We start from the raw sequence: 15,726 nt of genomic DNA, 5'->3' as shown, positions 1-15,726 counted from the left end.
GGCTGGAGACATTGAGCTTCTTGTAGATCGACTTGATGTGGTCGTTGACGGTGAACCACTTGATGCCCATCAGGTTGGCAATTTCCTTGATGGTGAAGCCCTTGCTGAGGTAGGTCAGCACTTCGCTTTCACGGGGTGTCAGGCGCTCCCATTCCGGTGGCGGGTCGAGCACCACACTGCGCCCAGCGCTGAAAGTTGCGCTCGACGACAGGGCACCGAAACCGGAGTTCAAGGTCATGGGCCCGGAATCCCCGCTTGAGTTGGGGCGGAAGTGCGACAGCAGGCGCCGCGCAATGGCGGGTGAAAGTGGCGGCTGGCCGCGCACGATGCGCTGCAGCTCTTCCACCAACACCTCGAAGCGGTCCTCCTTCAGCAGATAGCCGTCGGCGCCGCATTGCAGGGCCGGAAACAGGTGGTCGTCATCCGAGTACAGGGTGGTGACAATTTTCAGCGCGGGCGAGCCGGCTGTCTCGGCCAAAAACTCCATGCCGTTGCCGTCCGGCAATTCCAGGTCCACCAAAATCAATTTGAAGCCGGCGTCGGGTGAAATTTCAGCCAGCTTGGCCGTATGGCGGCGTGCGCCCTCCAGATCGCCGGCCTCAGTGATTTCCATCGGATCGCTGAAACTTTCGCGCACAACTCTGCACAAGAAGCTGCGAGCAACCGGATTGTCTTCAATGATCAGTACTTTGACGGCCATAACTTGTAACGTCCAGATGGCCTGGATCCTATCTCACATCTGTTCGTTTCTTGCCCCGCGGCGGTGCAGGAAGGCAATCGTTTGTGTCTTGTTGTATGCCGACTGCGTGCCAAGTTAGGGATTGCCCGTGCAAAGTTGTTTCCGCTACGGCTTGCTGCCCGGTCTGGGCAGCAAGCGCCGATTTAGCGGAAGGAGTAGCTCAGGCTGGCGTAGAAGTTGCGGCCACGTGGGTCGGTGTAGGTCGGGTCATAGGTGGCCAAGAAGTAGTAGCCTTGGTTGGAGAAGGGCGGCTGCTTGTCGAGCAGGTTCTGCACGCCGACGCGCAGCTTCATCGCCTTGTTGACGGCCCAAGAACCCGACATGTCCCAGAGCGAATAGGCCTGCACATCGCGAGCCGGCAGCAGCGCGCTGGTGTTGGGGTTGAAGGCGGTGTTGTGGTCGGTGTAGCCCGAGTAGTAGGTGTTGCCCAGGGTCAGGCCGAAAGCGCCGATGTCCCAGTCCACCGACATGCGGTGGCGCCACTTTTGGATCACCTGATCGCTCAGGAAGCGCCCGGCATTGCTCTCGAAGGGTTCGCCGGCGCCGAACTGGCGCTCGTACTTCAGCACATAAGTGCCGTTGGCATTGGCCCGGAAGCGGCCCGCCTCACCGGCGTTGAAACGGTAGCTGACGTCCAAGTCAATGCCCGAAGTGCGCAGCTCACCCTGGTTTTCCTTTTTCAGCAAGATGGTGTCGATGAATTCACCGAATTCGTCGCGCGTGACATAGCCTTTTTCGTACTTGGCCAGGTTGCCCAGAATCACCTGCTCGGACAAATCGCTGATCACATCGGTCTTGTTGATCATCCAGTAGTCGATGCTGGCGCTCAGCTCGCGCACCGGCTCCAACACCAGGCCCAGCGAGAACTGCTTGGACTTCTCTGGCTTGAGCTTGTCATTGCTGCGCCGCTCGACCCGCCATTGGTCGGTGCAATCGGCCACCGAGAAGCCCTGCGAGACGCAGCCCGGGTCGGTCAGGAAGGCCGAGCTGGAACCGAACGAGGTCGGGCGGGTCAACTCATTGATGCTGGGCGCGCGAAAGACGGTGCCGGCCGAGCCGCGCAACATCACTTGTTTGCTGGGCTGCCAACGCGCGCCCAGCTTGGGGTTGAAGGTATTGCCCACACCGCTGTAGTCATCAAAGCGGGCGGCGAGCTGGAGCTCCAGCTCCTTGGTGAAGGGCGCATTCAGCTCGCCGTAAACGGCCGCCACATTGCGGCTGTTCGAGCTGGCCTTTGGCGAGTCGCCGCGGGAGCTGCGGTCGCCCTGGATATTGTTCGTTAGCAACAGCGCGGACGGGGTGAACTCGGTCTCCTCGCGGCGGAATTCGGCGCCAAAGGCCGCACCCAGCGCGCCGCCGCCCAATTGCATCAACTCGCCGCTGAATTTGGCGTCCACGGTGGTGGTTGTGCCCTTGGAGCTGCGCGCGGTGTCCAGCACCTTGATGCTGCTGAGCAAGTCTTGGCCGGCCTGCGGTGACTTGCCGAACGGATTGATCTGGCCAGTACGCACGCCCGCCACGAACTTGTCGTACAAAAAGTAGCCGTCCTTCATGGCGTCGTCGGTCTTGTTGACGGCGCGGTTCAGCGCCAGGTCGTAATCCCAAGTTCCCAGTGAACCGCTGACCCCGGCGACGATGCGCTCGGCATCGCTGGTGACCTCGTTGCTGCGGTTGCCGCCCTCGGTAACGCGCTGGCGCACGTCGACCGTGCCGCCGAAGGGCAGCGGTTTGGGCAAGAAGGGGTTGATCGCGGCGGTGGGCACGCCCGTGATCTCGATCGGATTCGGGCTGGCCACATACAGGGTCTTGGTCTTGCTCTTCAAGACCTCGGCGAACAGCTGGGTGTCCTTGTTGAGCTGGAACACGCCGCGTCCCAGAAAGGCCGCCTTGTCCGACTCGGGATAGAGCTCGGTGTCCTGCATATAGTCAAAGCTGCAGGCCTCGGACAAATTGTCCTTGGCGTAGACGGTGGCCGGTGGGTTGCAGGCCGGTGCGTACAAATTGATGGTGCGCTGGGTGAAGGGCTTGCCAGCGAAGGTGAAGCCGGCCGCAGTCAGTGCATCGAGTTGCACTTTGCGCGGGGCGGCGCGGCTGGCCAAGCGGATATTGCCGGGGAAGGTGCGGCTCGACATATAGAACGGCAGCGTGGTCGCCAGTGGCCGGTCTTGCAAGAACTCGCGCTCGGTGCTGCGCAGATTGCCGAGCTTTTGCACATCGATCACGCCGAAGACATTGAAGCGGTCCTTGGTCAAATCGCCAAAGCCGCCGCCCACCGAGGCGGCGGTCTTGTCGGCGCCGCCCTCTTGGGTGCGCGAAGCGTAGACATTGATGTCGGCGCCGCGGTAGTCCTTGCGGGTGATGAAGTTGATGACGCCGCCGATCGCGTCGGTGCCGTAGATGGCGGAGGCGCCGTCTTTCAAAATCTCGACCCGCTCGATAGCACCCGCGGGGATGTTGTTCAGGTCCACGCCGGAGTTGTCGCCGGGCGAGGCGAAGTTGGCCATGCGCCGGCCGTTCAACAGGATCAAGGTGCTGGACACGCCGATGCCGCGCAGATTGGCGCCGTTGAAGCCGCGCTGGCCGCCGGTGCTGTCGGTGATGCTGGCGCCATCGGTCAAGCCGGCGGTGTTGCCGCTGATCGAGCGCATGATTTCGGCCGCCGTGGTGGCGCCGGTCTTGTCGATGTCGGCACGCTTCAAGGTCTGCACCGGCAGTGCGGTTTCGCCTTCGATGCGCTTGATGCTGCTGCCGGTGACGTCAACACGTTCCAGCTTGGTTTCTTGGGCTTGTGTCTGCAGGCTGAGGCTGCCGGCGACCAGCAGCGTGGCGGCTTGGGCCAAGCACTTGAGCTTGAAGGTTTGCGGCATGCGGGGGTGGGTCATGGTGGTGTGGCCTGGTTGAACTGAAGGGGTGTTAGCAGGGGACGCAAAAAGAAAATTCGAGGCTGCGGCGCTGGTGTCATTGGGAAACAGCAGGTTTGCGCTGGTGGCCTTGGATTGCACTCTAGAAGCACCCCAGTCGACTTGCCTATGGGGTTTTGGCGCGGCGGTCGCTTGTGCGCAAGTCCATGTCGCTTGGCCGCAAACCCCGATGAATGCGCACAACAGCGCTTGCGTTGATGCGACATGCTTTTGCGCATTGAGGTCAAACTGGTGCTTTCTGGGGCCATACCCGCTGGCGATTACGCGCCGCCGCTGACAGACTGGCGGCATGCGATTCAAACCACTCATTTATGCGGCCGCCGCGGCGCTGCTGGCGGCGGCACTGCCCATCGCCGCCGCTACCAGCGCTACCAGCGCTAACAGCGCGGCCAAGGCACCGCTTAATTTGCCCGGCACGGCCATCATCATTGGCGGCGCGCTGAAGTACGACAACGACGCGGTCTGGCGGCGTATCGTCGAGGCCGCCGGCGGGCCCGGCGCGCGCTTTGCCGTGTTGGCCACGGCGGCGGCCAACCCTGAGCGCAGCGCGGCGCAGATCGTGGCCGCCTTGAATGCGCAAGGCGCGCGTGCCGAGGCCATTCCGGTCGCGCCGCGCCTCAAGGGTGTGGACCTGCAGGCCAGCTTGAACGACCCCGCTTTGCTGGCCAAGGTCAGCGGCGCACAAGCGGTGTTCTTCTCCGGTGGTGCGCAGGAGTTGATTGTCGACAGCTTGCAGCCCGGCGGGGAGCCGACCGCGATGCTGAAGGCGATTTGGTCGGTGTTCAACCGGGGCGGTGTGGTGGCGGGTACCAGTGCGGGCGCTGCCGTCATGAGCACGACGATGTTTCGCGACGCGCAAGACGCACTGAAGGTCATGAAAGGCGATCTGCGCCGGGGCAAGGAACTCGATCGAGGCCTGGGATTCGTTGGGCCTAACTTGTTTATCGATCAGCATTTTTTGAAGCGCGGCCGCATCGGCCGCATGCTGCCGCTGATGCTGGCCGAGGGTTACAAACTGGGCCTGGGTGTTGAGGAAAACAGCGCCGCCCTGCTGCGCGGTGACGAGATGGAGGTGATCGGCGCCAAGGGCGTGCTGCTGGTGGATCTCAGCCAAGCCAGCAGTGACCCCGCGCTTCCCGGCTTCAATATCCGCAACGCCCAGCTCAGCTATCTGGACCGCGGCGACCGGCATAACTTCAGCACCGGGCTGACCACAGCGTCGGCGCAAAAGCTTGCCGGCCATGCGATTGACCATACGGCGGCCGACTTCAAACCGTTTTTCAGCAATCAGCCCTTTTTTCTCGATATCTTGGGCGACAACGCCATCGTCAATGCGATGAGCCATTTGCTGGACAGCCCCCATGCAGAGTTGCTGGGCGTGGCCTTCAGTGGCCGCGGCTTGACGGGCGAGCCGCAACCCGACCTGGGTTTTGAGTTCCGCCTGCACAAGGGCGAGGGCAGCCGGGGCTGGTTCAGCGGCGCGATGGGCGGTGAGGACTACACCGTGCTGCGCCTGCGCCTTGACGTGCAGCCGGTGCAAATCAAGCGGCCGTTTTACACCCCATTGGCGATCCCGAGCACCCGCACTGGCAATGGCACCAAGATCAACACCAGCGCGGGCCGGGTCCAAGACTTGAAGGACGATTGATGCTGACCCGCTATCACCCCCTGACGCCCGCCAGTGCCGGCACCGCACGGCAGTTGCGCAGCCTGCATTTCGGCCGCACTGAGAGCGGCCGCAAGGTCTATATTCAGGCCTCTTTGCATGCCGATGAAGTGCCGGCCATGCTGGTGGCGCAAGCGCTGCGCGAACGGCTGTTGGCGCTGGAGGCGGGCGGGCTGATTGCCGGCGAGATCGTGCTGCTGCCGATGGCCAATCCGATCGGCTTGGCGCAGGAGATGCAGGGCGCCTTGTGCGGCCGCTTTGACATGGGCACCGGCATCAATTTCAACCGCCATTACCGCCACCTGACGGCCGAGCTGATCCCGCTGTTGACGCCGCTGCTGGGTGCTGACGCGGCCGAGAACACCCGCTTGATTCGACGGGCCTGCCTGGACTTGCTGGCCGCCGGCCCGGCGCAAACCGAAACCGAGCGGCTCAAGCAGATTTTGCAAACGCTGGCGATGGACGCCGACATCGTGCTGGACCTGCACTGCGACAACCAAGCGGTCATGCATGTCTACACCGGCACGCCGCTGGCCGCGGCGGCGCAGCCGCTGGCGCGCTTGCTTGATGCGCAGGCCTTGCTGCTGTCGCGCGTCTCGGGCGACGACCCTTTTGACGAAACCGTGGCGCGCATCTGGTGGGAGCTGGCCGAACATTTCGGCCCTGATCGGCCGGTGCCGCTGGCTTGCTTTGCCGCCACGGTGGAGCTGCGCGGCGAGCTGCAAGTGGAGCCGGCGCTGGCCGAGCAAGATGCGCGTGCCTTGCTGGAGTTTTTGCGTCAGGCCGGTCATATCGAGGGCCCCGCCGACGCCGAGCTGCAAGGCAGGGCCGCGCTGTGCGAGGCCACGCCGCTCGAAGGTGTGGAGCCCATCAGCGCGCCGCACAACGGCATCTTGGTGTTTTGCAAAGCGCCCGGGGACTGGGTGCTGGCCGGCGAAACGGTGGCCGAAGTCATTGACCCCTTGACCGATCAGCGCAGCCTGCTCTGCGCCAGCGTGGCCGGCCGGCTGTTTGCCAGGGTCTCAAGGCGTTATGCCACAGCCGGCATGCGGGTCTGCAAGGTCGCCGGCACCCAAGCTTTTCGCAGCGGCAAGCTGCTGTCGCTTTGATTTCTCTGTCCACTGAGCTTCATGTCAAAACTAAAATTTCCGAACACCTTTGTGCTGCTGTTCAGCCTCTTGGCCTTGATCGCGCTGGCGACTTGGGTGGTGCCCGGCGGCAAGTACGAGACACAGCTGATCGCCGGCAAGACCGTCATCACGGCCGACTCCTTCCACGCGGTGCCGAGCAACCCACAAGGCCCGGTCGCGCTGCTGATGGCACCGATCAAGGGCTTTGTCGAAGCCGCGCTGATCATCGGCTTTGTGCTGATCGTTGGCGGCGCGTTTTCGGTCTTGCAGCGTACCGAGGCAATTGATTCGATGATCAAATCGGTGGCCCGCGCGCACACCCATTCCGCCTGGGTTCGGGTGGCCATTATTCCGGTCTTTGTGACCATGTTCTCGCTCGGCGGCGCCACCTTTGGCATGGCCGAAGAGGCGATCCCCTTTGTGCTGATCTTCATCCCGCTGGCGCTGGCACTCAAATACGACAGCATCGTCGGGGTGGCGATTCCCTTTGTCGGCTCGCAGATCGGTTTTGCCACCGCCTTCTTGAACCCCTTCAACGTCGGCGTGGCGCAAAGCATTGCCGGCGTGCCGATGTTCTCGGGCTTGGGCTACCGGCTGCTGTGCTGGGCGATCGCCACCGCGCTGACGATTGCCTTCTTGATGTGGTACGCCGCCCGCATCAAACGCACGCCTGAGCTCAGCCCTTGTTACGAGATGGATCAGGAAAAGCGCAAGACGCTGAACACCGCCGACTTTGAGAGCTTTGCCGGCATGACGGCGCGCCACAAGCTGGTGCTGAGCCTGTTTGTGGCCACGCTGGCGGTGATGATTTTTGGGGTGGTCAAGTTCGGCTGGTATATCGAGGAAATCGCCGCGCTGTTTTTGCTGATGGCAATCACCGTGGGCGTGGTCGGGCGGCTCAATGCCGACGAGTTTGTGGGCAGCTTCCTGGCTGGCGCCAAAGATCTGGTCGGCACCGCCTTGGTGATCGCCTTGGCCAAGGCCACCGTGGTGCTGATGCGCGATGGTCACATCATCGACACCATGCTGCATGCGCTGGTGCCCTTGGTCGAATCCAGCAGCCCCATTTTTGCGGCGCAGAAGATGTTTCTGATCCAGTCGGTGATCAACTTTTTCATCCACTCGGGCACGGGCCAAGCCGCGCTGACCATGCCCATCATGGCGCCGCTGGCCGATTTGGTCGGCGTGAGCAGGCAGACCGCCATCCTGGCCTTTCAGTTTGGCGAGCTGACGACGCCGGTGATCCCCACCTCGGGCATCACGGTCGGCGTGTTGGCGCTGGCCGGCATCCCGTGGACAAAGTGGGCGCGCTGGATGATCCCGCTGCAGCTGATGTATTTGGTGATGGCGCTGGTGTTGCTGGCCGTGCCTTCGATGATCAATTGGCAGTGAGGCAGTTTTGCTGATGGCTCAATTACAGTGCAGCGGTGAATAGCCAGAGCCTTTGTGTCGCTGAACCAGTGTCCCAGTCGCCCAAAGCGCCTGACTTGCGGCGCTGCGCCTTGCTGTTGCTGCCGGGTTGCTCGTTATTGGCGCTGGCCGGCGTCTTGGAGGCGCTGCAGGCGATCAATGACTTGCAGGGCGATGCACGTTATGTGGCTGAGTTGAGCTCGGCCGAAGGCGGCGCGGTGAACTGCGGTTTGCTCGCCTTGCCCACGCTGGCGCTGACCGAACAAAGGGCTTGGGCCGCGGTGTTTTTACTCAGCGGTGAAGGGGCAATGCCCAGCCAAGCGCTGCTGCAATGGCTGCGTGAGCAGGCTGCCGCAGGTATCACGCTGGCCGGCGTGGACGGCGGCAGCGCGGTGCTGGCCGAGGCCGGCTTGTTGCTGGGTGAGCGCGCCACCGTCAACACCCACCTGGCCGAGGCGCTGGCGGATGAATTCCCGGACGTGGTTTGGAGCGGCAATGTCTGGGAAATCAACGCCGACGCGTCCCGCATGAGCTGCGCCGGCGGCAGCGCCAGCTTGGATTTGATGGTTGCCTGGTTGGGCCGCACGCACGGCGAGCGCTTGGCGCAAGACCTGACCCTCAGGCTGGGGCTGGAGCGTGCACGCGGGCGCGATGAGCGCCAGCGCCGCCCGGTGGCCGAGCAGCGCGGCGGCAGCCCCAAGCTGGCCGAAGCGCTCAGCCTGATGGAGGCCAATCTGGCCGAGCCGCTGCCGACCGAGGACGTGGCGCGCCTGGTGGGCGTGTCGCGCCGGCAGCTGGAGCGGCTGTTCAAACAGCATCTGGACGCCTTGCCCTCGCGCTACTACCTGGAGCTGCGGCTGAACCGGGCGCGCCGTTTGCTGCAGCAAAGCGGTCAGTCGATTTTGCAGATTGGCCTGTCCTGCGGCTTTTCGTCCGGCCCACATTTTTCCAATGCCTACAAGGCGCACTTTGACAAGACGCCGCGCGAGGAGCGCAGCCAGCGCGCCATCGCCTGGCGCCGACCTGCTGGAGACCCGCCATGAACCCCCGAGATTTGTTGCTGCGTCCGGTCGCTATCGGCGACCTGCCGGCGCTGGAACGCATCGCTGCGGCCAGCGAGCATGGCATCAGCTCGCTGCCTAACGACCAAGCCAAGCTGCGCGCGCGGATTGAGCGCTCGGTCGATGCGTTTGCCAGCCTGGACGATGCCAGCGGTGAAGAAACCTATTTGTTTGTGTTGGAGGACCTGGCGCGCGCTGAGGTGGTGGGCAGCAGCGGCATCGCGGCCAGCGCTGGTTTTCATGACCGTTTTTACAGCTATCGCAATGAGTTTGTGGTGCATGCAAGTGCGGCCTTGGGTGTCAGCAATCGCCTGCATACGCTGCACCTCTGCCATGACTTGAGCGGCTACACCTTGCTGACCTCGTTCTACATCGACCCGGCCTACGCCCATGGGCCGGCGCCGCAGCTGCTGTCGCGCGCCCGGCTGCTGTTCATCCTGCAGTTTGCCGAGCGCTTCAATGAACGCATCGCGGCCGAGAACCCGGGCTTGGCCGACCAAGCCGGCCAAAGCCCGTTTTGGGACGCCGTGGGGCGGCGCTTTTTTGACATGGACTATCCGCAGGCTGAAGTCCTGACGGGCGGACGCAACAAGGCATTTATCGCCGACTTGATGCCGCATTCGCCGATCTATGTGCCCTTGCTGCCCGAGGCCGCGCAATGGGCGATCGGCCAGCTGCACCCGGTCGGCGAGCTGCCTTTTTCTATCCTGCAGGACGAGGGTTTTGATGCCGACACCTATATCGATATTTTTGACGGCGGCCCCACGGTCGAGGCCAATCTGGGCCTGTTGCGCAGCGTGCGGCATGCACGCCGGCTTGCGGTGCAGGGCGCGGCGATGAACGCGGGCGAGTCGGTCTGGCATTTGGCGGTGAGCGCGGATCGGGGCGACTTTCGAGCGGTCTTGTGCGAGTTGCCGCTGGCGGCGCAAACGGTGGCGCCCGCGCACGAGTTGGCCTTGCGCTTGGGCCAAGGCGCAGGCGACCAGATCTTGACCACGCCCTTGTGGCCCGAGCCGGACGAGTCGGTCGTGCGGGGGCGGCCATGACACAGGCCAACACGGACGATCAATTGCTTGTGCGCACTCTGCTGCCCAGCGACGCGGCCACCGTCAAGACTTGGCGTAACCAGACCGGTGTGCCGCTGAGCTCGGCCGCTATGGATAGCGGTAGCGGTGAGGGTGAATGGCTGATCCTGGCCGACGCGGCTTCGACCCAGCCGCTGGCCTGTCTGCGCCTGGTCCCGCATCTGGGCCTGCAAATGCCGCGCTACAGCTACCATGTCGGCCGCGTGGTGCATGCCGCTGTGGAGTTAGGCCTGTATCGCAGCCAGACCACCTTGCTGCTGGGCAATGACCACAGCGCAGAGAGCGAGTTGGCCGATATGGCCTACGCGCCCGGCTTGAGCGACGCGGCCAAAATCAATGCTCAGGTGCGGCTGATCCAGGCGGCCTTGCAGCGTGTTCAAGCGCAGCCGGCACGGTTTGGCGAGCGGCTCATTGTCGAGTTGGCCGGGCCGCGTGATCAAAGCGGCGACGCACCGTTCTGGCAAGGGCTGGGCGCGCATTTCTATGTCGGCGACCCGGCCGCTGCACAGACAAAATTCGGCGACGCATGGCGCAGCCATTTGGCGGCGCTACTGCCGCGCCAGACGCTCTATCTGTCCTTCCTGAGCGAATGCGCGCAGGCGGCCATGGGCAAGGTTGGCGACAACGGTCAGCCTGCGGCGCAGGCCCTGGCAGCCTGCGGATTTGGTTTTTCCCAGCATGTGCGCATCGATGATGGCGGGCCGGTGTGGGAGCGGCGGCTGCGTTGAATCTGTGTTGGTGACTAGGCCGCCAAACACACCTGGTTGCGCCCGCCGGCCTTGGCACGGTAAAGCGCCTGATCGGCTTGGTCGACCAGTTCCTGAGCCAGCAGCCGCGAGTCACCGCTGAGATGGCCCTTGGGCAGCATGGCCAGACCGATCGAGACGCTGACGGGCAAGGCCTCACCTTGGGGCAGCGCCAACAAGGGGCTGGCGGCAATGCTCAGGCGTATGCGCTCGGCGATCTCGCGTGCATGCTGGGCGGGCGCCTGCGGCAGCAGGACCACAAACTCTTCGCCGCCGAAACGCGCCACCGTGTCGCCGACGCGCAACTGGCCCTGGATGATGTGGGCAACGCCCTGCAGCACCACATCGCCGGCGCCATGACCGAAGCGGTCGTTGACCGACTTGAAATGGTCGAGGTCGAGGAACAGGCAGGCCAGATCATGTTGATAGCGGCGCGCTTGGCTGACCTCGATCTGGCAGCGATGCTCGAAATAGCGGCGGTTGTGCACGCCAGTCAACATATCGCTGAGGCCGGCCAGCTTCAGTCGCTCGTGGTTCAAGGCATTGTCCAGGCAGACCGACACGATGGCCGCCAGCCGTTCTAGCAATTGGGTGCCGGCCTTGCTGTCATAGCGACTCGGGTCGGTGCTGCCGAAATGCAGGCTGCCGATCAGCTCGCCATGCCGGCTCAGCGGCAACAGCGCCACCGAGGCCAGGGCCGGCGAGGGCGTGCCGAACAGCGGCCGGTGCAGGGTTTCGACGAAGGGCCCAAGTGTCGGCCGCGCCAAGTCCGGGAACAGCGGCGCAATCGGAGCCAAGCTGTGCAGCAGGGTCAGGCCATCGAGCTGGGCCCGCTCGGCCTCGTCGTCGCGCGAGCGTTCGGCCTCCAGCATGGCGCTGGTTTCCTGGTCGCGGTCCAGCAGGGCCAGCGTCACACAGTCGACGCCGAAGCTCTGCCGGTACTCGCTCAAAAGCAGGCGCAGCAAACCGGCCATCGAGCGCGCGCCAATCAGGCGGTGCTCCAGCTGCTCGAAGCGCCGCATCTTGTCTTCGTTATTGCGAGCCTCGCGCAGCAGCGATTCCAGCTGCTGGCGCAGCATCAAGTTCTCGGCCGCAAGATCGCTTTGGTCCATCGGGTGGCAATGGTTCTGAAGGTTATTGCGCCAATGACATCCGCGCTGGGGCTGACTGTAGCTGTTTAAGCTCAGCCGATCTGGCGGAGTTGCGCCAACTCGTCTTGCAGGCTGCGCACCTGCTCTTTGAGTGCCTTGTTCTCGACGTTCAGTTCGGCCAGCGAGCTTTGCAGCAGTTGCAGCTGGGCTTCGCGGTTACGTTGATCAGCGTCGCCTTCTGGGCCTCCTTCACTCGCGCTATCAGCTAGCTTTGGCGCACGCGCTCCGCCCTTGCTTTCACGCACGCGCTTGGCGGCTTGCTGCAATTCCTTCTTGCCGCCGGCCACCGCCGCGACCTGCTCGTCATGCCCGAGGCTGGACACTGCAGCCGCCGCGTTGATCGAGATCGTGCCGGCCTTGACCGCCTGCACCAGCTCGGGCGCGGCGCTCTTTTGAATTTTCTCGATCTGCACCACGGTATTGCTGCTGATGCGCGCCGCCTTGGCCACGCCTTCGCGGCTGGTCAAGGGCTGCTCCTGCGCGGTGGCGGCTTTGGCGTCGGCGCTGATTTCGGCCGCAAACTCGCTGCCAATGCCTGCGCCGGCCTCGGCCAGCGCGCTCACTGCGGCCTGGGCGCGTTCCGCCGTGATTTCTTTCTTGCGCAGCGCCAACACGCCGCGCTGAAAGTCCGACAGGCTGCGCCGCCCGAGGTGCTGGTCAATCATCCACAGATGCACGTCTTCCATCGACTTGAAGCGGCTGTTCTGCACCGTATTGAAGGGCAGGCCATGCTGTTGGCAGATGCCGTAGCGGTTGTGGCCGTCCACCAAGATGTCGCCCCACAGCACCAGCGCGTCGCGGCAGCCTTCGCTGAGGATGCTGCGCTCCAGCGCCTGGTGTTCCTCGGGCGTCAAGGGGTCAATGTAGATGCGCAGTTCTTCGAGGACGGTGATGTTCATGGGGCTGTTTGGATCTGGTCGGGGCGGGCGCGCATTCTAGAGGCAGGGACGGATTCGGCCGCCTTGAGCTCTGCCGGTGCCGCCATGCAATTTGGGAGCTGGCTCTAGGAAAGTCAGGCTTTTTGGCCTGATTTGGGTATCGCTCTCTAGGGCTTTGCCGGGAAACTGCGGTCATCGCCGGGGCTTTGCAAAAGCTGATTGGCGAGCTTCATTAACCCCAAAGAGAAAGCAAACCATGAACAAGCCGACCCTGAGCACCACCACCCTGGCCGCCATCGACAACTACGCCCGCGCCGCCAGCTTGACCGTCAAGGCCTACCGTGCCGGCAGCAGCCGTTTGCTCGACGGTGTCAGCCATGGTCTGCAAACCCAGGTCTACAGCCGCAGCGTCAAGTTGGCACCCAATTTGACCGGTGCGCTGAGGCAGTTGCGTGACAGCCTGAACGAGATCATCGAAGGCGGTGTCGGCAAGCTGAGCAGCGGCAGTGAGCGGGTCATCAAGACCGGCTCTGCCAAGGCTCGCGTCGGCGTCTCCCGCGTGGCCGGTTTCAGCGCCAAGGTCAAGAGCCCACTGCTGGTTCGCAGCCTCAGCACAGCGGCTCGTTTGAGCATGCCGGGTGCGCGCGCAGCGCTGGCGGTGTCGGCCGGTTTGGTCGAAGGTGCAGGGCGTTTGCAGCGCTTGGCCGGCGGCTCGGTGACGGTCAAGAAGACCGCTCGTAAAACAACTGTCCGCGTCAAGCGCAGTCTGGCCAGCCAGGTCGAGGCTAAAGTCGCAGCAGTGCCCAAGAAGGTCGCGGCGGTCAAACAAGACGCTGATAAGGCCGTGGTGGCGGCCAAGCGTCGTGTGCGCAAGGTTGCGGCCGCTGTGACTGCATAAACTTTCCAAGACAGCTGCCGCCCGGCTGAGCCGGCGCGAGGGCAGGTCATCGACGGGGCCTTGATTGTTGGATTCAATCAAGGCCTTAGTTTTGTCCGCTTACTTTGTATCCAGACGTAAAGTCGGTGCACGCCAGCCCTCGCTTGCGCGTTGAGCAATCAACGATTAACTGCTGGAGTCGGCGATGAAACGAATAGTTTTGACAGTTTTGAGTGGTATGGGCTTATCGTTGGCGACGTCGGCTCAAGCCACCGATGTGGGCGTGTCCATCAGCGTAGGTCAGCCGGGCTTCTATGGCCAGATCGACATCGGCCGCATGCCTCAACCGCGCCTGATCTATGCGCAGCCGGTCATCATTGAGCGTGTCACCGTGCAACCAAGTCCGGTCTATTTGCGAGTTTCACCGGGGCACGAGAAGAACTGGCGCAAGCATTGCAAGCATTACGGGGCCTGTGGCCAGAACGTCTACTTTGTACGTGACGACTGGTACCGCGATGTCTATGTTCCCCGCCACCAGGGTCGCGACCTAGACCGCGACCATGACCACGATCAAGGGGAGCGGGGGCATGGCAAGAACAAGAATAAGGACAAGGGCAAAGGCAAGGACCATGATTGACCGCTTGCCGGGCTGGCTCAAGGCGGATTTACTCCGGCCTTAGCCAGCATGGCGTGCAGCAGCACATTGCAGCCGGCCTCCAGATGGGCCGGCTTGGCGTCTTCAATCTCGTTGTGGCTGATGCCGTCCTTGCAGGGAATAAAAATCATGCCGGCCGGTGCCATACGCGCCATATAGACGGCGTCATGGCCGGCGCCCGAAACGACTGGCATCTGTGAATAGCCCAAGTCGCTGGCGGCCTTGGCCACTGCGGCGATGCAGTCGGCATGAAAGGGCTGAGCTGGGTAATGCGACACCAACTCAATCTGAATAGGCAAGCCGCTGGCGGCGCTCAGGCGCTCGGCGCAGGCCTTGATGTCGGCGTCCATTGCTTCGACCAGCTCGTCCGAGCTATTGCGCAAATCGATGCTGAACTTGACCCGTCCGGGGATCACGTTACGGCTGTTCGGATGTACCTGCACCATGCCGACCGTGCCGCGTCCATGTCCTTTTCCATCAGGTGGGTGCCTGTGTGCCACCGCCACCACCTCCAGCATCAGCTGGGCGGCAACCTGCAGCGCGTCGCGGCGCAGCGCCATCGGCGTCGGCCCCGCGTGCGCCTCCATGCCGGTGACCGTGCAGTCATACCATTTGATGCCCAGCACGCCGGTGACCACGCCGATGGTGATGTCGTGATCCTCCAGCACCGGGCCTTGCTCGATATGGGTCTCGAAATAACTGCCTATTGCGTGGTCGCCCGGCTCTTCGCTGCCGATATAGCCGATGCGTTCCAGCTCGCTCTTGACCGTCAGGCCGTCGGTGTCGGTGGCCGCGTAGGCCTTTTCCAGCGTGAAGGCCTTGGCAAACACGCCCGAGCCCATCATCACCGGCACGAAGCGGCTGCCTTCCTCGTTGGTCCAGAAGGCGACCTCGATCGGCGCCTCGGTCTGGATGCCGTGGTCGTTGAGCGTGCGCACCACTTCGATGCCCGCCAGCACGCCGTAGTTGCCGTCGAACTTGCCGCCTGTCGGCTGGGTGTCGATGTGGCTGCCGGTGACGATCGGCGGCAATGCGTTGTTGCGCCCGGCGCGGCGCAGGAAGCCGTTGCCGATCTTGTCGATGGTCACCGTCATGCCGGCCTCGCGCGCCCAGCGGCTGACCAGGTCGCGGCCCTGCTTGTCCAGGTCGGTCAGCGTCAGGCGGCACACGCCGCCTTTGGGTGTGGCGCCGATCTTGGCCAGTTCCATCAACGCGGCCCAAAGGCGCTCGCCGTCGATGCGCAGCTTGGAAATATCAACCTTGACCTTGGTGTCCATGATCGCGCTCCTTTCAGCGTGAAACCGCCGTCGGCGCCAGGGCCTGCGTGCGCCGCTTCGCCGCGTCGAAGTTGGCGCCGAAGGGCGGGCGCTTCAGGTAGCGACCCGCGCCCTGCACGGCGCGCAACTC

Annotated in this window: 13 protein-coding genes; 8 read left to right on the top strand and 5 right to left on the bottom strand. The window is 63.5% G+C overall.

Going from position 1 to position 15,726, the window contains the following annotated elements; all coding sequences use genetic code 11:
* Together RMO57_RS07790 and RMO57_RS07785 are read right to left on the bottom strand one after the other, a co-directional pair.
* Window positions 1-700: response regulator transcription factor (locus tag RMO57_RS07790; protein ID WP_310385586.1), on the bottom strand; the 700-nt coding region annotated here is incomplete at its 3' end.
* A 182-nt stretch (window positions 701-882) separates the two neighbouring features.
* Entirely contained in the window at window positions 883-3,621 is a 2,739-nt protein-coding gene (locus RMO57_RS07785; RefSeq protein WP_310385584.1) for a TonB-dependent receptor, read from the bottom strand.
* 328 nt (window positions 3,622-3,949) lie between these two features.
* Here RMO57_RS07785 and RMO57_RS07780 point away from each other — a divergent pair, with 328 nt between their 5' ends.
* The 6 genes from RMO57_RS07780 (at window position 3,950) to RMO57_RS07755 (ending at window position 10,740) form a co-directional block, all read left to right on the top strand.
* A complete protein-coding gene (locus RMO57_RS07780) occupies window positions 3,950-5,308 on the top strand; it encodes a cyanophycinase (protein ID WP_310385582.1) in 1,359 nt (452 codons plus the stop codon).
* On the top strand, window positions 5,308-6,435 hold the full coding sequence (locus RMO57_RS07775) for a M14 family metallopeptidase (protein WP_310385580.1): 1,128 nt from the start codon (window positions 5,308-5,310) through the stop codon (window positions 6,433-6,435). Before RMO57_RS07780 ends, RMO57_RS07775 begins: the two co-directional genes overlap by 1 nt.
* Window positions 6,436-6,456: 21 nt before the next feature.
* The gene (locus RMO57_RS07770) at window positions 6,457-7,848 is read left to right on the top strand and encodes a YfcC family protein (protein ID WP_310385578.1); all 1,392 of its coding nucleotides are present in this window, start codon (window positions 6,457-6,459) and stop codon (window positions 7,846-7,848) included.
* A gap of 68 nt (window positions 7,849-7,916) precedes the next feature.
* Window positions 7,917-8,909 (top strand): GlxA family transcriptional regulator, encoded by a 993-nt coding sequence (locus tag RMO57_RS07765; RefSeq protein ID WP_310385576.1) that lies wholly within the window; start codon window positions 7,917-7,919, stop codon window positions 8,907-8,909.
* On the top strand, window positions 8,906-9,973 hold the full coding sequence (locus RMO57_RS07760) for an arginine N-succinyltransferase (protein ID WP_310385575.1): 1,068 nt from the start codon (window positions 8,906-8,908) through the stop codon (window positions 9,971-9,973). Before RMO57_RS07765 ends, RMO57_RS07760 begins: the two co-directional genes overlap by 4 nt.
* On the top strand, window positions 9,970-10,740 hold the full coding sequence (locus RMO57_RS07755) for an arginine N-succinyltransferase (RefSeq protein ID WP_310385573.1): 771 nt from the start codon (window positions 9,970-9,972) through the stop codon (window positions 10,738-10,740). The genes RMO57_RS07760 and RMO57_RS07755 overlap by 4 nt, the downstream gene beginning before the upstream one ends.
* A 14-nt stretch (window positions 10,741-10,754) precedes the next feature.
* Here the strand turns inward: RMO57_RS07755 and RMO57_RS07750 are convergent, their stop codons facing one another.
* Both RMO57_RS07750 and RMO57_RS07745 read right to left on the bottom strand, forming a co-directional pair.
* Window positions 10,755-11,870: a sensor domain-containing diguanylate cyclase gene (locus RMO57_RS07750; RefSeq protein WP_310385572.1), complete on the bottom strand. Its 1,116-nt coding sequence runs from the start codon at window positions 11,868-11,870 to the stop codon at window positions 10,755-10,757.
* A gap of 71 nt (window positions 11,871-11,941) precedes the next feature.
* On the bottom strand, window positions 11,942-12,808 hold the full coding sequence (locus RMO57_RS07745) for a plasmid replication/partition related protein (protein ID WP_310385570.1): 867 nt from the start codon (window positions 12,806-12,808) through the stop codon (window positions 11,942-11,944).
* A 235-nt stretch (window positions 12,809-13,043) separates the two neighbouring features.
* Here RMO57_RS07745 and RMO57_RS07740 point away from each other — a divergent pair, with 235 nt between their 5' ends.
* Together RMO57_RS07740 and RMO57_RS07735 are read left to right on the top strand one after the other, a co-directional pair.
* Entirely contained in the window at window positions 13,044-13,685 is a 642-nt protein-coding gene (locus RMO57_RS07740; protein WP_310385568.1) for a hypothetical protein, read from the top strand.
* Window positions 13,686-13,869: 184 nt separating this feature from the next.
* Window positions 13,870-14,301 (top strand): hypothetical protein, encoded by a 432-nt coding sequence (locus RMO57_RS07735; RefSeq protein WP_310385566.1) that lies wholly within the window; start codon window positions 13,870-13,872, stop codon window positions 14,299-14,301.
* Window positions 14,302-14,318: 17 nt separating this feature from the next.
* Here the strand turns inward: RMO57_RS07735 and RMO57_RS07730 are convergent, their stop codons facing one another.
* The gene (locus RMO57_RS07730) at window positions 14,319-15,596 is read right to left on the bottom strand and encodes a Zn-dependent hydrolase (protein ID WP_310385564.1); all 1,278 of its coding nucleotides are present in this window, start codon (window positions 15,594-15,596) and stop codon (window positions 14,319-14,321) included.
* Window positions 15,597-15,726: the final 130 nt, after the last annotated feature.

The organism is Roseateles sp. (genome assembly GCF_031397715.1).
In the GTDB taxonomy this organism is placed as follows: Bacteria; Pseudomonadota; Gammaproteobacteria; order Burkholderiales; family Burkholderiaceae_C; genus Paucibacter_A.
Note: the sequence above shows the minus strand (reverse complement) of the source record. Positions and strands in the feature narration are given on the sequence as shown.

What these genes read in the sequence shown, in the direction of transcription:
- RMO57_RS07785 (WP_310385584.1), bottom strand. Translation starts at nt 3,621, where the DNA reads ATGACCCACCCCCGCATGCCGCAAACCTTCAAGCTCAAGTGCTTGGCC.
- RMO57_RS07780 (WP_310385582.1), top strand. Translation starts at nt 3,950, where the DNA reads ATGCGATTCAAACCACTCATTTATGCGGCCGCCGCGGCGCTGCTGGCG.
- RMO57_RS07775 (WP_310385580.1), top strand. Translation starts at nt 5,308, where the DNA reads ATGCTGACCCGCTATCACCCCCTGACGCCCGCCAGTGCCGGCACCGCA.
- RMO57_RS07770 (WP_310385578.1), top strand. Translation starts at nt 6,457, where the DNA reads ATGTCAAAACTAAAATTTCCGAACACCTTTGTGCTGCTGTTCAGCCTC.
- RMO57_RS07760 (WP_310385575.1), top strand. Translation starts at nt 8,906, where the DNA reads ATGAACCCCCGAGATTTGTTGCTGCGTCCGGTCGCTATCGGCGACCTG.
- RMO57_RS07755 (WP_310385573.1), top strand. Translation starts at nt 9,970, where the DNA reads ATGACACAGGCCAACACGGACGATCAATTGCTTGTGCGCACTCTGCTG.
- RMO57_RS07750 (WP_310385572.1), bottom strand. Translation starts at nt 11,870, where the DNA reads ATGGACCAAAGCGATCTTGCGGCCGAGAACTTGATGCTGCGCCAGCAG.
- RMO57_RS07745 (WP_310385570.1), bottom strand. Translation starts at nt 12,808, where the DNA reads ATGAACATCACCGTCCTCGAAGAACTGCGCATCTACATTGACCCCTTG.
- RMO57_RS07740 (WP_310385568.1), top strand. Translation starts at nt 13,044, where the DNA reads ATGAACAAGCCGACCCTGAGCACCACCACCCTGGCCGCCATCGACAAC.
- RMO57_RS07735 (WP_310385566.1), top strand. Translation starts at nt 13,870, where the DNA reads ATGAAACGAATAGTTTTGACAGTTTTGAGTGGTATGGGCTTATCGTTG.
- RMO57_RS07730 (WP_310385564.1), bottom strand. Translation starts at nt 15,596, where the DNA reads ATGGACACCAAGGTCAAGGTTGATATTTCCAAGCTGCGCATCGACGGC.